Genomic DNA, 19,363 nt, shown 5'->3' on the forward strand with positions numbered 1-19,363 from the left:
GATTTTATTGAAAGGGTGAAGGACTTGTCAAACAAAGAACGGTTTTTAACGCTTTATCATCAAATTAAAAGCGATGCGAATGGATATTTTTCACCAGAAGGAATTCCGTATCATTCAATCGAGACACTCATTTGCGAAGCACCTGATTACGGGCATATGACAACTTCAGAAGCATATAGCTATTGGCTGTGGCTTGAGGTGCTGTACGGACATTACACAGGGGACTGGAGCAAATTAGAGGCAGCTTGGGACAATATGGAGAAGTACATCATCCCAGTCAATGAAGATGGACATGATGAGCAGCCGCATATGAACGCTTACAATCCGTCCAGCCCAGCCACATACGCAGCAGAGAAACCATTTCCGGATCAATACCCAAGCCAGCTGACCGGTGCTCGTCCTGCTGGTCAAGATCCAATTGATAGTGAATTGAAATCAACCTATGGGACGAATGAAACGTATTTAATGCACTGGCTCCTTGACGTAGATAACTGGTATGGCTATGGCAACTTGCTCAACCCATCACATAAAGCCGCCTATGTGAACACATTCCAGCGTGGTCCGCAAGAATCTGTATGGGAGTCCATCCCTCATCCATCACAGGACGATAAATCTTTTGGTAAGCCGAATGAAGGCTTTATGAGCTTGTTCACAAAAGAAAATCAAGCTCCAGCTGCTCAGTGGCGCTATACGAATGCCACGGATGCTGATGCGCGCGCGATACAAGCGATGTATTGGGCAAAGGAGCTCGGCTATAATCGGTCAGCTTATCTTGATAAAGCGAAAAAAATGGGGGATTTCCTCCGTTACGGCATGTACGATAAATATTTTCAAACGATTGGAAGCGGGAAGCAGGGGAATCCGTATCCTGGAAACGGAAAGGGTGCCTGTCATTACTTAATGGCATGGTATACCTCTTGGGGCGGAGGACTTGGGGAGTATGCAAACTGGTCATGGCGTATCGGAGCGAGCCATTGTCATCAAGGATATCAAAATCCTGTCGCCGCTTATGCTTTATCCTCTGATAAAGGAGGCTTAAAGCCATCTTCAGCAACAGGGGCAAGCGATTGGGAAAAAACATTAAAGAGACAGCTTGAATTTTATGTATGGCTTCAATCGAAAGAAGGAGCCATAGCAGGAGGCGCAACCAATAGCTGGAATGGAGACTATAGCGCTTATCCAGCAGGAAGAAGTACTTTTTATGATATGGCATATGAAGATGCACCTGTTTACCTTGACCCGCCTTCAAATAACTGGTTTGGAATGCAGGCATGGCCAATGGAGCGCGTAGCAGAGCTTTATTATATTTTTGTAAAAGATGGCGACAAAACATCTGAAAATGTCCAAATGGCCAAATCTGTCATAACAAAATGGGTCAGCTATGTCTTAGATTACATTTTTATCGGCAGCCGTCCTGTGTCAGATGAAGAGGGTTATTTCTTAGATGAGCAAGGACAAAGAATTTTAGGAGGAACGAATGTTTCGGTTGCTACAACAAGTGCGCCTGGAGAGTTTTGGCTTCCTGGAAATATTGCTTGGAGCGGACAGCCTGATACTTGGAATGGGTTCCAGTCTGCAACAGGAAATCCAAATTTAACAGCTGTAACTAAAGATCCGACTCAGGATACGGGCGTATTAGGAAGTCTAGCCAAAGCTTTGATATTCTTTGCTGCAGCCACAAAGCTGGAAACAGGTGATTATACAGCGCTTGGTGCAAGAGCGAAAGATGCAGCCGCGCAGCTCCTAGAGGTTGCATGGAATTACAATGATGGCGTCGGCATAGTGACAGAGGAAGATAGAGAAGACTATGACCGTTTCTTTAGAAAAGAAGTGTATTTCCCAAATGGATGGAACGGGACATTTGGTCAAGGAAATCAGATTCCTGGAGCCAGCACCGTTCCTTCTGACCCGCAGCGAGGAGGGAATGGAGTCTATACGAGTTTTGCTGATCTTCGTCCGAAGATTAAACAAGATCCAGCGTGGTCTTCACTCGAAAGTAAATATCAGTCTTCATTTAATGAAGCTACAGGCAAATGGGAGAATGGCGCACCAGTTTTCACTTATCACCGCTTCTGGTCTCAAGTGGATATGGCCACTGCCTATGCTGAATACCATCGTCTGATCAACTAAGAGGTCAAAATCAAGCTGCCGGCTTCTAGCCGGCAGTTTGAATAGGTAATATCAATCCAATGAAGATAAGGGTGATTTACATGGTCAAAGAAAGAAGCTTTCTTCATCATTCATTCAGTAGAGGCGAAAATGGGCAGGAAAATCTGATGTGGAAAAAAGAGGCGGATGATCGAATTTCAGAGCATAGACAAAGAGATCTTGTGATCAACGTGACAAACGGCGAAAAAAAGCCAATAGCAGGTCTAGAGGTTGAAATAAAGCAAATCAGACATGAATTCGCCTTTGGTTCAGCGATGAATGATCAAGTGTTATTTAATCAACAATATGCTGATTTTTTCGTGAAGCATTTTAATTGGGCTGTTTTTGAAAATGAAGCAAAATGGTATGCGAATGAGCCAGAAAGAGGGAAAATCACCTACGAAAAAGCAGATGCGATGCTGAATTTTGCAGATCGACATCAGCTTCCAGTGAGGGGGCACGCTTTATTTTGGGAGGTAGAGGATGCGAATCCAAGCTGGCTGAGGTCACTGCCGAATCACGAAGTATATGAAGCCATGAAAAACCGGCTTGAGCATGCAGGCAATCATTTTAAGGGAAGATTTCGTCATTGGGATGTAAACAATGAAATGATGCATGGTTCATTTTTTAAAGATCGCTTTGGGAAAAATATTTGGAAGTGGATGTATGAAGAAACGAAAAAAATTGATCCTCAAGCACTATTGTTTGTGAATGATTATAATGTGATCTCTTATGGTGAACACCATGCCTATAAAGCGCATATCAATGAACTGCGTCAGTTAGGCGCGCCTATTGAGGCGATTGGGGTTCAAGGCCATTTTGAAGAACGAGTTGATCCAGTCATTGTCAAAGAGAGGCTCGATGTCCTTGCTGAGCTTGGTCTTCCAATATGGGTCACAGAGTACGATTCTGTTCACCCTGACCCTAATAGAAGAGCGGATAACCTGGAAGCTTTATATCGCGTCGCATTTAGTCATCCAGCCGTAAAAGGAGTGCTGATGTGGGGATTTTGGGCAGGTGCCCATTGGAGAGGTGAACATGCAGCCATCGTGAATTATGATTGGTCTTTAAATGAAGCAGGACGACGTTATGAAAAGCTTCTAAATGAGTGGACGACCCAAAGAGTTGAAAAAACAGATGCTAATGGCAATGTGAAATGTCCAGCATTTCACGGAACATATAAGATTCGAATCGGTAAAGAAAGTAAAATGTTGAAACAGCAGACGATTGAACTTGATTCAAATGAACAAACACCTTTTCAACTAGACGTGATCCTGCCTCAAGAAGGATAGAGATAGATTGTGAGGAGAATGTAAATGAAAAAGTGGGCTCAAAGAGTGTCTTGCTTCATACTTATAGCCGCTATATGGTCTGGCTGGTTTTCGCTTACGATGAAGGCCGCCGCTTATGTGCAGACGTCTGGTACACAATTTACGCTGAATAATCAACCATTTTACTTCGCCGGCACAAATAATTACTATTTCCATTACAAATCTAAAAAAATGGTAGATGCTGTGTTCGATGATATGAAAGCAATGAATTTAAAGGTCATACGGATTTGGGGCTTTCACGACGGGGCCCCTCAAGAGAACTCAGTCTTACAATCTAGTCCAGGCGTCTATGAAGAATCTGGTTTTCAAAAACTAGATTATGCGATTTATAAAGCAGGACAGGAAGGAATAAAGCTTGTGATCCCACTAGTGAACAATTGGGATGACTTTGGCGGGATGAATCAATATGTGAAGTGGTTCGGGGCAGGATCGCATGATGCCTTCTATATAGATCCTCGTATTCAAAAAGCTTACAAAAATTATGTGCGCTATGTATTAGAAAGAACCAATACGTTTACAGGTGTTCAATATAAAGACGATCCAGCTATTATGACTTGGGAATTAGCCAACGAGCCGCGGATGCAGTCAGATCCAACGGGAAATGTACTAGTCAAATGGGCAGATGAAATGAGTACATGGATCAAATCGCTGGATCGTCACCATCTTGTTGCAGTAGGAGATGAAGGATTCTTTCGCATACCAGGACATGAAGATTGGTTTTACGGTGGAGGAGAAGGCGTCGATTGGGACCGTTTAACATCTCTTCCTAATATCGATTATGGAACCTATCATCTGTACCCAGATCACTGGAACAAGTCTGCTGCCTGGGGAGTGAAATGGATCGAAGACCATATCACCCGCGGGAAGTCAATCGGAAAGCCAGTTGTGCTAGAAGAGTTTGGCTATCAAAATCAATCAGCTCGTCCTGACGTATATCAAAGCTGGCTGTCAGCGGTTGAGCGGCTCGGAGGGGCTGGCAGTCAATTTTGGATTTTAACAAGCATTCAGGACGATGATTCGCTCTATCCGGATTATGACGGTTTCCGCATTATAAAAGGAAGCAGGGAGGCAGCACTTATCAGTGAACATGCGAAAAGAATGAATGAAAAGAACCGATGACGAATGCCTGCTGAATGCTCACTCCAATTAGTAGTTCTTACTTTCCAAATAGAAAATTTAAAATGCTTGTTTATCACTTTTTCTATATTTAAATTTCTTAAAATATGAAGCGTTTATGAGACCAACCATTGAAAAAGGTTTTCAGAAATGATCAACAAGCAGAAGGTATTTGGAGATTCGTTAGGAAGGAGGTGGTTATATCTATTTTTTATTTTAATTCACAAAAAATGTATTTCCAATAACTTGACTAAATGGAAATTTAATTCTATACTCTGTAGTACAGAGTTCTTTGTGGAAGAGGAGTTTATTTATGTCCAATGAAAAATTCAATAATTCAGAAATATTAGAGAATTTATCTCATATCAAGACGATTACAAACTATAAAACAGAGTATTGTAAACAAACCAGCATTTATTTTATCATTTGGGGCCTCATTTGGATAATGGGATATTCAATACCTTTACTTTTTGCTCATTCAATAACTGCAGGTGTCTTTTGGCTTATTTTAGGCATTGCGGGCTGGGTTATCACTTTAACTACATATTTTAAACAAAAGAAAATGATACCAATGCCCTTGTTTTTAAGAACTCAATTGCAATACACATGGCTCGGTATTGGAATCATTTTAGGTATCTTTATTTTTTTAATATGTGTTGGCTTATTACCATATACATTAAATAATTTACCCTTCTATGTTGTTTTATTGGTTTCCATCATGTATTTACTCTTAGGTATTGTTCTGGCTAAAGAGATCTTTATTATGGGGTTCTGGCTAAGTGTTTTAGGTGTAACTACATTTTTATTATTTCCTAGTTTAATGAACATTATCTTCGCTTTTATAGGTGGAGGAAGTTTGTTATTAACTGGTGTGATTTTAAAAAGAAAAGGACAAGGAAATGAGTAATGTCAATAATTTAAATGATTTAATCCATCCAAAAGTTCGGTTAGGGATTATGAGTTTATTAATGATTTATGAAAAATGTGATTTTAGCTTCTTAAAAGGTTCTTTATCTGTAACAGATGGTAATTTGGGCTCGCATTTAAAAAAATTAGAGGAAGCAGGCTATGTGCTAATTACAAAGACCTTTGTGGATAAAAAACCAAAAACAATCGTTAGTATAACAGATTTGGGAGAGCAAGCCTACAAAGAATATTTGAGTGTTATTGAAACCATTTTAAAAAATAAATGAGATGAAAGGAAAGGGTGCCGAATGTTGCAAATAGAAAACGTCAGTAAAACATATGGAACTTCCCAAGCGTTAAGAAGTGTTACATTAACGATTCCAGAAGGAGTTTGTTATGGATTAATAGGTCCAAATGGGTCTGGTAAATCAACCTTGATGAAAATTATATCTCACATCATTAAATCATATGAAGGCAAAGTTGAGCATGTTGGTGAATCTAAAAGTGCGCTCGGCTACATACCGCAAGACATCAGCTTAGAGGAAAAATTAACAGCTAAAGTAAATATGGAGTTTTTTGGACAAATTTATGGTTTGAAAGGGAAAACATTAGATGAAAGAGTAGAAAAAACACTAAAAGATGTAGGATTGTGGGAAAGAGCAAATGATATCGTTGAAAGCTTTTCAGGAGGTATGAAACGCCGTTTGAATATTGGCTGCGCTTTAATGCATGCTCCTAAGTTAATTCTTTTAGATGAACCGACAGTGGGGGTAGATCCTCAATCAAGACGTTATATTTTCGACATCATTAACAAATTGAAGGAAGAGGGAAGAACTATTATCTATGTTAGTCATTATATGGAGGAAATAGAGAGTTTATGTGATTATGTGGCTTTCATTGATAAAGGGAATATTGTTGAAGAAGGCAAAATAGATGAGCTTTTGAATCGTTACGCAGAAACATCAGTCTTTTTTGAATCTAAGATTCCTAATAAAACATTAACTAATCTCGGGTATGATTTTGTAACTTATCAAGGAGGAGTGTTAGTTAAAACTACAAAACCATTAGATACTTTAGAAGATTTGGCTAAACTGAGTAAAAAGGAATCATTGGTTCCCCAACAATTATCTTTGTACAGACCGAGACTTGAAGATGTTTTTTTTCAATTAACAGGAACAGATTTACGTGATCAATTACAATAAAAATGCCCTTTATGAATGAAAACCACTCTCGTATTTCAATGAAAATAACTTAAAAGAGTGACTGATGTAGAAAGAGCATAAATCTAACGAACAATTAATTTGTGTGTACCGTAGATTTAAAATCATAAGTAATTCGTCACATCCGCAAATGGTAAAATAAATAAAAAATGTTATTATTTGAGATTTGTATAGAAGGGAATCAAATGAATATAACGGGAGTGATTTTTATGTGGCCATTAGTCCGCATCGAATCTATAAAACAGGTGAAAGATCGATCATTGTTGTTCTGGACCATTTTATTACCAGTTGCTTCAATTATTCTTTTAATAGAATTATTTACATCAGGTAGTTATCAAGCACAAAAAACATTGGTTGCTTCTCAATCAGTGACAGGGATGAGCGTGTTTTTCTCCACATTTGTCATTATTTCAATTGTCATTAGTTTTGTAAAAGATCGTGAGAAAGGAATTGTGGCAAGGCTAGCAAGTACTCCTTTACAGCCGCATCATTTTTTTCTTGGAAAGTGCGTTCCGTTTTTTATCATTATCTTATTTCAAGTTTTGTTGTTAACCATTTTAGGGGTTTACTCATATGGTATTGAAATAACACAATACAGCTCGTATTTCTTAGTAGTTGTCCTATTATCAATGCAAGTGACTTCATGGGGAGTTGCCATCGCTGCATTTGCTAAAACTGAGAATACAGGCTTAGTTATGACAAACATGATTGCTTTAGGGACAGCAGTTGCTTGTGGTTTATGGACTCCATTTGATCAATTACCTAGTTATCTCAAAATAATTGGTATGCTCTTCCCGCAGTATTGGGCACATCAAGGCTTAGTGCAATCAGTATCAACACTACCAGGGGGAGAGAATTTGATCTTAGTAACAGCAGTCCTTATAGGCTATACACTGTTAGGGTTTATTCTTTCGTTGGTTGGCTATAAAAAATATATAAAGCGAGCCAGAGGCTAGTCTCTAAAAATTTCAGCTAAATGTTATGCATCGCAAAATCAATGCATGTATGCTGTCTGAAAAAAGGAGTGAGTCAATGTTAAGTGAAGAGTTAGAACTGTATGTTGAAAGTTGTTTTCGGCCATATAAAAAAGACAAAACATGTGAAGATAGGAAATGAAAATTTACAACAAACGTTAAGACAGGTTTCAGATGAATATAGCAGTTCAGCACAGAAGGCACCTTTACTTTTACATGCATGGCTTATTAAACAGTCTGGATAAAATAACTCCATATAAACATGGTTCTCTTATTTATAAACAATGTAAAGGTTATCCGTTCAGTCTCCGCTTACTCTTCGTAGAGTTCAATGTGAATGATCTCTAAATTGCTATTCGCTTAAAAGGCGTTCTTTGAAGCGAGGGAGCAAAGGCAAAGGGGATTAAAATTGAACTGCTTATTTCTTTAACGTTGAAGTACTTATCCACTCTTTTCTTCTATATGAATAACCACTCTGTGTCATACAAAATGCTTTTTCGAAATAGAAATGACTTTCACATTGAGTTCTGTTCTTCGCTCATAGTATACAGCTGCATGATTACCAGCCCGTTCTGTTCAGAGTGGCTTATAAGGAAGAGAGAGGTATTAATGGTACTGAACATGCTGCAGTAATCGTTGAGCAAGTACCTATTATAAGGAGGAACTTCATTTGCATAAAAAAATTGGATATGGTATAGTTTTTATGGAAATGCTAACGATTACCGAGACAAGAGTGGGGAAACCCGCTCTTTTGTATTGAACAGGCAATTTTTGTCTCGACATTATTCATCCGTTTTCTGCTCCCCCTGCTCACATAAAGCAGGGTTTTTATGCAGAATGATTGATAAGAGCGTTTATCGAAAGCACAAGGAGGAAGAGAATGAGCAAAAAAGTAGTGGATGTCGTAAGCGAAATGGTGCAGCCAATTTTAGATGGCTTACAGCTTGAACTCGTTGATGTTGAATTTGTCAAAGAGGGTCAAAACTGGTTCCTTCGCGTGTTTATTGACTCTGATAAAGGTGTCGATATCGAAGAGTGTGCCAAAGTGAGCGAAGCCTTGAGCGAAAAGCTTGATGAGGCAGATCCGATTAGCCAAAACTACTTTCTTGAAGTGTCCTCTCCTGGAGCGGAGCGCCCATTAAAGAAAAAAGCTGATTTTGAAAAAGCACTTGGAAAAAATGTTTTCATGAAAACATATGAACCAATTGATGGTGAAAAAGCATTTGAAGGTGAGCTTACAAGCTTTGATGGTGAGATTGCAACAGTGACAGTGAAGATCAAGACAAGAAAGAAAGAGATCAATATTCCATACGAAAAAATAGCTAACGCAAGATTAGCAGTTTCGTTCAATTAACCTTTTCATTGATATAAGGGGGAACCATAAAAATGAGTAGTGAGTTGTTAGATGCCCTGACTGTTCTTGAGAAAGAGAAGGGTATTAGTAAAGAAATTATAATTGAAGCGATAGAAGCTGCACTCATTTCTGCATATAAGCGTAATTTTAATCAAGCACAAAATGTTCGTGTTGATTTAAACCGCGAAACGGGAACGATTCGTGTGTTCGCAAGAAAAGATGTTGTAGATGAAGTGTATGATTCTCGCCTTGAAATCTCTGTAGATGATGCAGCCAATATTAACCCGAATTACATGGTTGGTGACGTCGTTGAGATTGAAGTCACACCAAAAGACTTTGGACGCATTGCAGCTCAGACAGCGAAACAAGTTGTGACGCAGCGTGTGAGAGAAGCAGAGCGTGGTGTGATCTACACTGAGTTCATCGACCGCGAGGAAGACATTATGACGGGAATCGTTCAGCGGATTGACAGTAAATTCATTTACGTGTCACTTGGCAAAATCGAAGCCCTTCTTCCTGTCAATGAACAAATGCCAAATGAAGAATACAAACCACATGATCGCATTAAAGTGTTCATTACAAAAGTAGAAAAAACAACAAAAGGACCACAAATTTATGTGTCTAGAACACATCCAGGTCTTTTAAAGCGTTTATTTGAAATTGAAGTACCAGAAATTTATGATGGTACTGTAGAGCTTAAATCGGTTGCTAGAGAAGCTGGGGACCGTTCTAAAATATCTGTTCGTACAGATGATCCTGATGTTGATCCAGTTGGCTCCTGTGTTGGACCAAAAGGCCAGCGTGTACAAGCAATTGTCAACGAGCTAAAAGGCGAAAAAATTGACATTGTCCATTGGTCGAATGACCCGGTTGAATTTGTTGCCAATGCGCTGAGTCCATCAAAAGTACTTGATGTCATTGTGAATGAAGAAGACAAGGCGACAACAGTCATTGTCCCTGATTATCAGCTGTCATTAGCGATTGGTAAAAGAGGTCAAAATGCCCGCCTTGCAGCGAAGCTGACCAGCTGGAAAATCGACATTAAAAGCGAAACAGATGCAAGGGAACTCGGTATTTTCCCAAGAACTGAAGACTCTGAATCTCTTTTCTTAGAGGCTGAACCAGTAGCTGAGGAATCTGACGAATAAGAGGTGATATTAAAGGTGAAAAGCCGAAAAAAAATCCCGCTTAGAAAATGCGTCGTGACGGGAGAAATGAAACCAAAGAAAGAACTGATCCGTGTTGTTCGTTCTAAAGAAGGAGAAGTGTCTGTTGACGCTACCGGAAAAATGAACGGACGCGGAGCTTACCTTTCTCTCGATAAAGAAACCATTCTTGCGGCAAAGAACAAACGCAGTTTACAGCAGCAATTTCAGACACAGATTGACGAACACATATTTGAAGAATTACTAGAACTAGCTGAAAAGGTGAAAAAACCTAATGAATGAATCTGAATGGTATCCTTTGCTTGGTCTAGCAAATCGAGCTCGTAAAGTCGTGTCAGGAGAAGATCTGGTGATCAAAGAAATTAGACATGCGCGTGCTAAGCTGGTTCTTCTTGCAGCAGATGCCTCATCTAACACAGAGAAAAAGGTATCTGACAAATGCAAATTTTATAATGTTCCGGTTAGAAAAGTTGAAGACCGTTCCGTTCTCGGACGTTCTATTGGGAAAGAAGCTCGCGTAGTTGTCGCTGTCACTGACCAAGGCTTCGCTAAGAAGCTCATAAGCTTGCTCGATTAATTTATTTGGGGGTGAACGAATGGCTAAAGTGAGAGTATATGAATACGCAAAAGCCATAGATGTTTCAAGTAAAGATATTATAGCAGCGCTTAAGGATATGAACGTGGAAGTGAACAACCACATGGCGACGCTTGAAGACGACACTGTGAAAAAGCTAGACGCTATCTATAAAAAAGCCAAAGCAAAAGAGACAGCTAACGAGAAACCCGCAGAACAAAAAAAACAATCATCTAACAAAAACAATGATAGAAAGAAGAATGACGTGCAGAATAATCAATTTAATAAAAACAAAAAAAACAACAACCAAAATAAAAACAAAAATAAACGCGGTGGAAATAACAAACCGCAGCATCAGCAAGCTAGACCTGTGAAGCCTAAAAAAGAGCTTCCTGAAAAAATTGAATTTACAAATTCAATGACTGTCGGCCAGCTGGCTGATGAGCTTGGAAAAGAAACAGCTGAAATCATCAAAAAGCTGATGATGCTTGGTGTCATGGCAACGATCAACCAAGAACTTGATAAAGATACAGTTGAATTAATCGCTTCTGAATATGGTGTTCCAGTAGAGGAAGTCATTATTTTAGAAGAAACTGAACTTGAAAAGTATGAAGTTGAAGATAAAGAAGAAGATATGCAAGTACGCCCTCCAGTTGTAACGATCATGGGACACGTTGACCACGGGAAAACAACTCTTCTTGACAGCATTCGTAAGACAAAAGTCGTCGAAGGCGAAGCAGGTGGAATCACGCAGCATATCGGTGCATACCAAATTGAAGAAAACGGCAAAAAAATTACGTTCCTTGATACACCTGGACACGCAGCATTTACAACGATGCGTGCACGTGGTGCCGAAGTAACGGATACGACCATTCTGGTTGTTGCAGCAGATGATGGTGTCATGCCGCAAACAATTGAAGCGATTAACCATGCAAAAGCGGCAGAAGTGCCAATCATTGTCGCTGTTAACAAAATTGACAAACCAACAGCAAATCCTGACCGCGTGATGCAGGAATTAACTGAGCATGGTCTTGTACCAGAAGCTTGGGGCGGCGAAACCATTTTCGTTCCACTATCTGCGAAAACAGGTGAAGGCATTGACGAATTGATCGAAATGATCCTTCTTGTCAGCGAAGTAGCAGAACTGAAAGCCAACCCTAATCGTGCGGCAAAAGGGACTGTCATCGAGGCTGAGCTTGATAAAGGAAGAGGTTCTGTTGCAACCCTTCTTGTTCAAACAGGTACACTTCATGTAGGTGACCCAATCGTTGTCGGAAATACATTTGGCCGTGTACGTGCAATGGTCAATGACATCGGCCGCCGCGTGAAAACAGCAGGACCATCTACACCTGTTGAAATCACTGGTTTAAACGATGTACCGAATGCAGGGGATCAGTTCCTCGTATTCAAAGATGAAAAAACAGCTCGTCAAGTCGGTGAGGCGCGTGCTTCTAAACAGCTGGACGAACAGCGTTCAGATAAAGCAAAATTATCTCTAGACGACCTATTTGAGCAAATCAAACAAGGTGACGTAAAAGATATCAACTTGATCGTGAAAGCAGACGTACAAGGCTCTGCTGAAGCATTAACAGCAGCTCTTCAAAAAATTGAAGTCGAAGGCGTAAAAGTGAAAATCATCCATACGGGTGTTGGAGCGATTACAGAATCAGACATCATTTTAGCAAGTGCTTCTAATGCCATCGTGATTGGCTTTAACGTACGTCCTGATGGAAATGCGAAGAGCACAGCTGAGACTGAGAACGTTGATATCCGCTTGCACCGCATTATCTATAAAGTCATCGATGAAATTGAAGCTGCGATGAAAGGAATGCTTGACCCTGAATATGAAGAAAAAGTCATCGGTCAAGTTGAAGTTCGTCAAACGTTCAAAGTATCTAAAATCGGTACAATTGCTGGCGGCTATGTAACTGAAGGAACGATTACAAGAGATAGCGGAATCCGCTTAATCCGTGACGGCGTCGTTATTTTTGAAGGCGAAGTTGACGTGTTAAAACGATTTAAAGATGATGTGAAAGAAGTTTCACAAGGCTATGAATGTGGTATTACCATTAAGAAATACAATGATATCCGTGAAGGTGATGTCATGGAATCATTCGTTATGCAAGAAATCGAAAGAAAATGATCGGTTATACCGAATGTGAGTGCATGATCTATGATGCATCCTCACTGAAGGAAAAACGTGCGGTTCTTCAGCGAATATTGACAAGAACGCGTCATAAATTCAATGTAACCATTGCTGAAATGGATTACCAGGATACATGGCAGCGTACATCAATCGGAATCGCCGTGATTTCCTCCTCTCGGGTTCAAGTGGAAAAGGAGCTTCAGCGTGTATTAAGCTTTATCGATTCTTTTCCTGAAATTGAACGAACGATCACGAAAACTGAGTGGTTTTAATTAGAGGTGATAAGATCATGAGTATGAGAGCAACCCGTGTGGGTGAGCAAATGAAAAAAGAATTGGGCGACATCTTAGGCAGAAAGCTAAAAGATCCAAGAATCGGCTTTTTGACTGTAACTGATGTCGAAGTATCCGGTGATTTGCAAATTGCCAAAGTCTACATTTCTGTTCTTGGCGACGAGAAGAAAAGAGAGGAAACCTTAAAAGGTCTTGCAAAGGCTAAAGGGTACATCCGCTCTGAAATTGGCAATCGAATCAGACTTCGCAAAACACCAGAACTGCACTTTGAATTCGACGAATCTGTAGATTACGGAAATCGAATTGAAAGCCTGATTGCTGAATTAAACACAAAAGATCACGAATAAGATGTTGAAATAAGGATAGGCGATGATCGTCTGTCCTTTTTCATCGTTTATGAAAGGAGAGAACGCAGATGATAAATGGTGTTCTTTTATTACATAAAGAAAGAGGCATGACCTCACACGACTGTGTGTTTAAAGTAAGAAAAATTTTGCACACAAAAAAAGTCGGCCATACAGGCACCCTCGACCCAGAGGTTTCAGGTGTTCTCCCTATTTGTATCGGAAGAGCAACGAAGATTGTAGAATACTTAACAGATAAATCGAAAACGTATGATGCGGAGATCACGATTGGCTTTTCTACAACAACAGAAGACCAAACAGGTGAGATCGTAGAAGAAAAAAAGGTGGAAAAACCGATCTCAGAAAAAGAAATTGATGAGGCACTGAAGCAGTTTGAAGGAACCATTGAACAAATTCCTCCCATGTTTTCTGCTGTGAAAATTGGCGGGAAAAAGCTCTATGAATATGCAAGAGAAGGCATTGAAATTGAGCGGCCGAGCCGAGAAATTACTATTCACCGTATCGAGCGGACTACACCTGTCACATATGAGGATGGTAGCGTGTCATTTAGGTTTACCGTTCTATGCTCAAAGGGAACGTATGTGAGGACCTTAGCGGTTGATATCGGGAAGAAACTAGGGTTTCCAGCCCACATGTCACATCTCATTCGTACAGGGTCTGGTGATTTTACACTTGATGAATGTATCACGCTGGATGAGCTGCGAGATATAAGCGAGGAAGGAACTGTAGATGAGCACCTTGTCCCGATCGAGCGTGCGCTCAATCATTTGCCGAAATGGGAGATAAATGATACATTAGCAAGTAAAGTGGAAAACGGTGCAGTCCTGCCAATGCCTGATGAATTTGCTCATTTCGCAGAGGCGGATCGTGTCGCTGTTTTTGCTCCTTCAGGCCGTTGTCTGGCGATATATATGAAGCACCCGACCAAACAGAACCTGATGAAGCCGGCGAAGATCTTATGTCAGGACAAGCAATCTTAAAGAAAAGGTGACATCTCGTGAAGACTATACATATTTCACACCCACATACATTGAATCAAAAGGATCAAGTCCCGTCTGTCATGGCTTTAGGGTACTTTGACGGTGTTCACCTCGGGCATCAAAAAGTCATTGATGAAGCGAAAAGCATTGCGGAAAAAGAAGGATTGGCCTTAGCAGTCATGACCTTTCATCCGCATCCATCACATGTTTTGCAAAAGGCACGGGAACCAAAAGACTTAATTACACCGCTTGAGGATAAAATTGATTTTATCGAACAGCTGGGCGCTGACTATTTATACATCGTACAATTCAGCGAGAGCTTTGCAGCTCTATCTCCTCAAGAGTTTGTGGATCAATATTTGGATGAACTGAATGTGAAGCACGCAGTAGCGGGGTTTGATTTTACGTTTGGCCGCTTTGGTGCAGGCACAATGGAAACGTTCGATGAATACGGAAAAGGCCGTATCAATGCAACCATCGTACCTAAGCTGTCCAATCAAGACCGAAAAGTCAGCTCCACTCTCATCCGTTCCGCATTAAAAAATGGGGATGTTGAATATGTGAGCGAGCTTTTAGGAAAACCTTATCAGCTTCGCGGCATTGTCATCCATGGAGACAAACGCGGACGGACGATCGGATTTCCGACAGCTAATGTCGGCTTATCTGCTGAATACATTATTCCGCCAACAGGGGTATATGCAGTAAGAGCGGAAGTAAAAGGTAAAGTATATGACGGCGTTTGTAATGTCGGCTATAAACCAACATTTTATGAAAAACGTCCTGATCAGCCTGCCATTGAAGTAAACCTCTTTGATTTTAACGAAGAAATATATGGCCAGCCGATTAAATTACAATGGTTCAAGCGCATTCGCAGTGAACGAAAATTTAACGGAATCCAGGAGCTGACGGCTCAAATCAGTCAAGATAAAGAAGAAGCGATTCAGTTTTTTCAAGATCAGCATAAGCAAACAAAAAAATCATAGAAAAACTGCTCTACCATTTGCAAATTCAGCATATTTTTAGTATGATAATTCCTGTAGCTTTAAAACCACTTACTTGGCAGGCCGACTTCACCGACGGCTGCGAGGTAGATGGGGCTAACATGATTTGGAGGTGAAACAGGATGGCTATTACTCAAGAGCGTAAAACGCAATTAATTAATGAGTTCAAAACACACGAATCTGATACTGGATCTCCAGAAGTTCAGATCGCTGTCCTAACAGAATCAATTAACAACTTGAACGAGCATTTACGTACTCATAAGAAAGATCACCACTCACGTCGCGGTCTTTTGAAAATGGTAGGTAGACGTCGTAATCTTCTTACGTATCTACGTAATAAAGACGTAACTCGTTACCGTGAGTTAATTAACAAACTAGGCTTACGTCGATAATCGTAAAAAGCGGGAGGATTCCCGCTTTTTTATCGTATAATCACTAATATTTTATGGTTAAAATGTTGAAAGAATGGCAAATACCCTTCTACATACAGCTTTCACATTGATATGTGAAAATCATTTTGTTCATAATAAGAACTAACTAAAATTTTACGATAAGAGAGGAGTTTATCTCAGAATGGGACAAGAGAAACATGTCTTCACCATAGACTGGGCTGGACGTCAACTGACAGTTGAAACTGGCCAGCTTGCAAAGCAAGCAAACGGAGCGGTCCTCGTACGCTACGGAGATACGGCTGTGCTTAGCTCAGCAACAGCTTCTAAAGAACCAAAACCACTTGATTTCTTCCCGCTCACTGTGAACTACGAAGAAAGACTATACGCAGTAGGTAAAATTCCTGGCGGCTTCATTAAAAGAGAAGGCCGTCCAAGTGAAAAGGCGATCCTTGCGAGCCGCTTAATTGACAGACCAATTCGTCCGCTGTTTGCAGATGGATTTAGAAACGAAGTACAAGTCATTAGTATCGTCATGAGTGTGGATCAAGATTGTTCATCTGAAATGGCTGCAATGTTTGGCTCATCTTTAGCTTTATGTGTGTCTGACATTCCATTTGAGGGACCAATCGCCGGCGTTACAGTAGGACGAGTGGATGGAAAGCTGATCATTAACCCGAATGTGGAGCAGCTTGAACAAAGTGACATCAATCTTGTGGTTGCCGGAACAAAAGATGCGATCAACATGGTAGAAGCTGGTGCTGATGAAGTACCGGAAGAAACAATGCTTGAAGCGATCATGTACGGTCACCAAGAGATCAAACGCTTAATCGAATTCCAAGAAGAAATTGTGAAGGCAGTCGGTAAAGAAAAAATTGATATTCCTTTATATGAAGTAGATCAAACGTTAGCAGACGAAGTAAAAGCACTTGCTGAAGCTGACCTGCTGAAAGCGATTCAAGTACATGAGAAGCATGCGCGTGAGGATGCAATCAGTGCTGTGAAAAAAGCTGTAGTTGAGAAGTTTGAAGCAGAAGAACGTGACGAAGCAACGATTAAACAAGCGAAAGATGTATTAAACAAGCTTGTCAAAAACGAAGTTCGCCGTCTGATCACTGAAGAGAAAGTACGTCCAGATGGACGCGGCGTAGATCAAATCCGTCCACTTTCTTCAGAAGTAGGACTTCTGCCAAGAACGCACGGTTCAGGCCTATTTACAAGAGGACAAACACAGGCGCTCAGTATTTGTACATTAGGTGCACTTGGCGATGTGCAAATTCTTGATGGTCTAGGTGTTGAAGAATCAAAACGCTTCATGCACCATTACAACTTCCCGCAATTCAGTGTTGGTGAGACAGGTCCAATGCGCGGTCCAGGCCGTCGTGAGATCGGACATGGTGCACTAGGTGAACGTGCACTAGAACCAGTCATTCCATCCGAAAAAGATTTCCCTTATACGGTTCGCCTCGTTTCAGAGGTATTAGAATCTAACGGATCTACTTCACAAGCAAGTATTTGCGCAAGCACACTTGCGATGATGGATGCCGGTGTTCCAATTAAAGCACCAGTTGCAGGGATTGCAATGGGACTGGTGAAATCTGGTGAATACTACACAGTGCTGACAGACATTCAAGGAATGGAAGATGCACTTGGAGATATGGACTTTAAAGTTGCAGGTACATCAAAAGGTGTCACAGCCCTTCAAATGGACATCAAAATCGATGGCTTGTCAAAAGACATCTTAGAAGAGGCTCTTCAACAAGCGAAAAAAGGAAGAATGGAAATCTTAGACAGCATGCTGTCAACGATTCCTGCTTCTAGAGGAGAATTGTCTCGTTATGCACCTAAAATCTTAACGATGACAATCAATCCGGATAAAATTCGCGATGTCATTGGACCAAGCGGTAAACAAATCAATAAAATCATTGAAGATACCGGTGTGAAAATCGATATTGAACAAGATGGTACAATCTTTATTTCTTCTACAGAAGAAGATATGAACCAAAAAGCGAAGAAAATCATTGAAGATCTTGTGAGAGAAGTTGAAGTAGGACAGCTTTACTTAGGTAAAGTCAAACGCATTGAAAAATTCGGTGCCTTCCTTGAAATCTTCAGTGGAAAAGATGGACTTGTTCATATTTCTGAGCTTGCGCTTGAGCGTGTGGGCAAAGTAGAAGATGTCGTGAAACTTGGCGATGAATTACTTGTCAAAGTCACTGAAATCGATAAACAAGGCCGTGTGAACCTTTCTCGGAAAGCTGTTTTACGTGAAGAAAAGGAAAAAGAAGAAAAGCAGTCTTAATGAGATCAAATAAAATGTGTTAGAAGCCAGGTATCCGTGCCAGGCTTCTTTCTTTTCTTGCGCTAACAATAGTTCTAGCTTGTTTCTCCCCATCATAATTTGTGGTATAGGGGAGGGACAACCATTGAAAAAAACGTTACCATTCATTGTGTTTGTATTTTTACTGCTCGTGTCATATCAAACGATGAAGCAGCCGGCTGCTGTTACATATATTGAATCAATGAAAGAGCATGCCGAGGTTGCATCTGTGTCAAAAGATATTTTATATCAGGAGATTGAATCGAAGTCTTCTGACTATGAAGTAAAGGCGCAAAATGCTAAGATTGATAAAGTGTGGAAAAAGATGCCTGGCTTAAATGGACAGACAGTTGATATCGATGCCTCTTATGAAAAAATGAAGAAACAGGGGTCATTCGATGAAAAGCTGCTTGTTTTTAATGAAACAAAACCATCTACTCATTTACATGAGCTTGGTGCAGAGCCCATTTATAAAGGACATCCAGATAAAAAAATGAATGCATTCCTCATCAACGTAGCTTGGGGTGATGAGCATTTAATCAACATGTTAAAGACGCTGGAAAAGCATCAAGTCAAGGCGACCTTTTTCTTAGAAGGCAAATGGGTGAAAAAAAGCACAGAGCTTGCTAAAAAAATCGTGGCAGATGGTCATGAAATTGGAAATCATTCATACAATCACCCAGATATGCGCACACTGACAAGAGAACGAGCATTAGAGCAGATAACGAAAACAAATCGCCAAATTGAAGAATCCCTTGGGAAGAAACCAAAATGGTTTGCGCCTCCAAGCGGCAGCTTTAAAGAAGAAACAGTCAAGCTTGCCAAACAAGAAGGCATGGAAACCATTATGTGGACAGTAGACACCATCGACTGGCAAAAACCATCCCCGGCTATTTTACAAAAGCGGGTGCTTGGGAAAATTCACAATGGGGCGATGATATTAATGCATCCAACAGATGCAACAGCGAAAAGTCTTGACGCACTTATCACTCAAATTAAAGAAAGAGGATATGAATTAGGGACGGTTTCTGACCTCCTAAGTGAAAAAAGACATCCGTGATGCGATCTGTTTGTTGAATA

General features: G+C 40.4%; 19 protein-coding genes. All 19 read left to right on the top strand.

Going from position 1 to position 19,363, the window contains the following annotated elements:
* The first annotated feature begins 24 nt into the window (after positions 1 to 24).
* A complete protein-coding gene (locus tag AAZR19_RS09380) occupies positions 25 to 2,130 on the top strand; it encodes a glycoside hydrolase family 48 protein (RefSeq protein ID WP_076839581.1) in 2,106 nt (701 codons plus the stop codon).
* A gap of 80 nt (positions 2,131 to 2,210) precedes the next feature.
* Entirely contained in the window at positions 2,211 to 3,440 is a 1,230-nt protein-coding gene (locus tag AAZR19_RS09385; RefSeq protein ID WP_076839583.1) for an endo-1,4-beta-xylanase, read from the top strand.
* A 24-nt stretch (positions 3,441 to 3,464) separates the two neighbouring features.
* The gene (locus AAZR19_RS09390) at positions 3,465 to 4,598 is read left to right on the top strand and encodes a glycoside hydrolase 5 family protein (protein ID WP_262089415.1); all 1,134 of its coding nucleotides are present in this window, start codon (positions 3,465 to 3,467) and stop codon (positions 4,596 to 4,598) included.
* Positions 4,599 to 4,908: 310 nt separating this feature from the next.
* Complete coding sequence (locus AAZR19_RS09395) at positions 4,909 to 5,502, top strand: hypothetical protein (RefSeq protein WP_024426999.1); 594 nt, start codon at positions 4,909 to 4,911, stop codon at positions 5,500 to 5,502.
* Positions 5,495 to 5,788 carry a winged helix-turn-helix domain-containing protein gene (locus tag AAZR19_RS09400; RefSeq protein ID WP_024427000.1) on the top strand — a complete coding sequence of 98 codons (294 nt, stop codon included), beginning with the start codon at positions 5,495 to 5,497 and terminating at the stop codon, positions 5,786 to 5,788. The genes AAZR19_RS09395 and AAZR19_RS09400 overlap by 8 nt, the downstream gene beginning before the upstream one ends.
* A gap of 21 nt (positions 5,789 to 5,809) precedes the next feature.
* The gene (locus AAZR19_RS09405) at positions 5,810 to 6,703 is read left to right on the top strand and encodes an ABC transporter ATP-binding protein (protein WP_163115141.1); all 894 of its coding nucleotides are present in this window, start codon (positions 5,810 to 5,812) and stop codon (positions 6,701 to 6,703) included.
* Positions 6,704 to 6,930: 227 nt separating this feature from the next.
* Positions 6,931 to 7,677 (top strand): ABC transporter permease, encoded by a 747-nt coding sequence (locus AAZR19_RS09410; RefSeq protein ID WP_326349645.1) that lies wholly within the window; start codon positions 6,931 to 6,933, stop codon positions 7,675 to 7,677.
* 898 nt (positions 7,678 to 8,575) lie between these two features.
* Positions 8,576 to 9,049 carry a ribosome maturation factor RimP gene (gene rimP / locus AAZR19_RS09415; RefSeq protein WP_003211398.1) on the top strand — a complete coding sequence of 158 codons (474 nt, stop codon included), beginning with the start codon at positions 8,576 to 8,578 and terminating at the stop codon, positions 9,047 to 9,049.
* A 32-nt stretch (positions 9,050 to 9,081) separates the two neighbouring features.
* Positions 9,082 to 10,197 (top strand): transcription termination factor NusA, encoded by a 1,116-nt coding sequence (nusA, locus tag AAZR19_RS09420; RefSeq protein ID WP_024424140.1) that lies wholly within the window; start codon positions 9,082 to 9,084, stop codon positions 10,195 to 10,197.
* 15 nt (positions 10,198 to 10,212) lie between these two features.
* A complete protein-coding gene (gene rnpM, locus AAZR19_RS09425; RefSeq protein WP_024424139.1) occupies positions 10,213 to 10,497 on the top strand; it encodes an RNase P modulator RnpM in 285 nt (94 codons plus the stop codon).
* Positions 10,490 to 10,792, top strand: a complete 303-nt coding sequence (locus AAZR19_RS09430; protein WP_024424138.1) for a YlxQ family RNA-binding protein — start codon at positions 10,490 to 10,492, stop codon at positions 10,790 to 10,792. The genes rnpM and AAZR19_RS09430 overlap by 8 nt, the downstream gene beginning before the upstream one ends.
* 19 nt (positions 10,793 to 10,811) lie before the next feature.
* A complete protein-coding gene (gene infB, locus AAZR19_RS09435; protein ID WP_025092597.1) occupies positions 10,812 to 12,932 on the top strand; it encodes a translation initiation factor IF-2 in 2,121 nt (706 codons plus the stop codon).
* Positions 12,929 to 13,207 (top strand): DUF503 domain-containing protein, encoded by a 279-nt coding sequence (locus AAZR19_RS09440; protein ID WP_024424137.1) that lies wholly within the window; start codon positions 12,929 to 12,931, stop codon positions 13,205 to 13,207. Before infB ends, AAZR19_RS09440 begins: the two co-directional genes overlap by 4 nt.
* 17 nt (positions 13,208 to 13,224) lie before the next feature.
* Positions 13,225 to 13,575, top strand: a complete 351-nt coding sequence (gene rbfA, locus AAZR19_RS09445) for a 30S ribosome-binding factor RbfA (protein ID WP_007499525.1) — start codon at positions 13,225 to 13,227, stop codon at positions 13,573 to 13,575.
* 68 nt (positions 13,576 to 13,643) lie between these two features.
* Positions 13,644 to 14,573, top strand: a complete 930-nt coding sequence (gene truB / locus AAZR19_RS09450) for a tRNA pseudouridine(55) synthase TruB (protein WP_434702950.1) — start codon at positions 13,644 to 13,646, stop codon at positions 14,571 to 14,573.
* A 17-nt stretch (positions 14,574 to 14,590) separates the two neighbouring features.
* A complete protein-coding gene (ribF, locus tag AAZR19_RS09455; protein ID WP_034623584.1) occupies positions 14,591 to 15,556 on the top strand; it encodes a bifunctional riboflavin kinase/FAD synthetase in 966 nt (321 codons plus the stop codon).
* A 140-nt stretch (positions 15,557 to 15,696) separates the two neighbouring features.
* Positions 15,697 to 15,966 carry a 30S ribosomal protein S15 gene (rpsO, locus tag AAZR19_RS09460; protein ID WP_008354438.1) on the top strand — a complete coding sequence of 90 codons (270 nt, stop codon included), beginning with the start codon at positions 15,697 to 15,699 and terminating at the stop codon, positions 15,964 to 15,966.
* Positions 15,967 to 16,147: 181 nt separating this feature from the next.
* Complete coding sequence (gene pnp / locus AAZR19_RS09465; protein ID WP_024424134.1) at positions 16,148 to 18,265, top strand: polyribonucleotide nucleotidyltransferase; 2,118 nt, start codon at positions 16,148 to 16,150, stop codon at positions 18,263 to 18,265.
* 124 nt (positions 18,266 to 18,389) lie between these two features.
* Positions 18,390 to 19,343, top strand: coding sequence for a polysaccharide deacetylase family protein (locus AAZR19_RS09470; RefSeq protein WP_218677185.1), 954 nt, complete (start codon positions 18,390 to 18,392; stop codon positions 19,341 to 19,343).
* Positions 19,344 to 19,363 lie beyond the last annotated feature (20 nt).

The sequence above is a fragment of the Bacillus sp. Je.9.29.b genome (assembly GCF_051129925.1).
Classification (GTDB): Bacteria; Bacillota; Bacilli; order Bacillales; family Bacillaceae; genus Bacillus; species Bacillus safensis.

Coding starts and splice junctions, on each gene's coding strand:
- AAZR19_RS09385 (WP_076839583.1), top strand. CDS start 2,211: ATGGTCAAAGAAAGAAGCTTTCTTCATCATTCATTCAGTAGAGGCGAA.
- AAZR19_RS09390 (WP_262089415.1), top strand. CDS start 3,465: ATGAAAAAGTGGGCTCAAAGAGTGTCTTGCTTCATACTTATAGCCGCT.
- AAZR19_RS09395 (WP_024426999.1), top strand. CDS start 4,909: ATGTCCAATGAAAAATTCAATAATTCAGAAATATTAGAGAATTTATCT.
- AAZR19_RS09400 (WP_024427000.1), top strand. CDS start 5,495: ATGAGTAATGTCAATAATTTAAATGATTTAATCCATCCAAAAGTTCGG.
- AAZR19_RS09405 (WP_163115141.1), top strand. CDS start 5,810: ATGTTGCAAATAGAAAACGTCAGTAAAACATATGGAACTTCCCAAGCG.
- AAZR19_RS09410 (WP_326349645.1), top strand. CDS start 6,931: ATGTGGCCATTAGTCCGCATCGAATCTATAAAACAGGTGAAAGATCGA.
- rimP (WP_003211398.1), top strand. CDS start 8,576: ATGAGCAAAAAAGTAGTGGATGTCGTAAGCGAAATGGTGCAGCCAATT.
- nusA (WP_024424140.1), top strand. CDS start 9,082: ATGAGTAGTGAGTTGTTAGATGCCCTGACTGTTCTTGAGAAAGAGAAG.
- AAZR19_RS09430 (WP_024424138.1), top strand. CDS start 10,490: ATGAATGAATCTGAATGGTATCCTTTGCTTGGTCTAGCAAATCGAGCT.
- infB (WP_025092597.1), top strand. CDS start 10,812: ATGGCTAAAGTGAGAGTATATGAATACGCAAAAGCCATAGATGTTTCA.
- AAZR19_RS09440 (WP_024424137.1), top strand. CDS start 12,929: ATGATCGGTTATACCGAATGTGAGTGCATGATCTATGATGCATCCTCA.
- rbfA (WP_007499525.1), top strand. CDS start 13,225: ATGAGTATGAGAGCAACCCGTGTGGGTGAGCAAATGAAAAAAGAATTG.
- truB (WP_434702950.1), top strand. CDS start 13,644: ATGATAAATGGTGTTCTTTTATTACATAAAGAAAGAGGCATGACCTCA.
- rpsO (WP_008354438.1), top strand. CDS start 15,697: ATGGCTATTACTCAAGAGCGTAAAACGCAATTAATTAATGAGTTCAAA.
- pnp (WP_024424134.1), top strand. CDS start 16,148: ATGGGACAAGAGAAACATGTCTTCACCATAGACTGGGCTGGACGTCAA.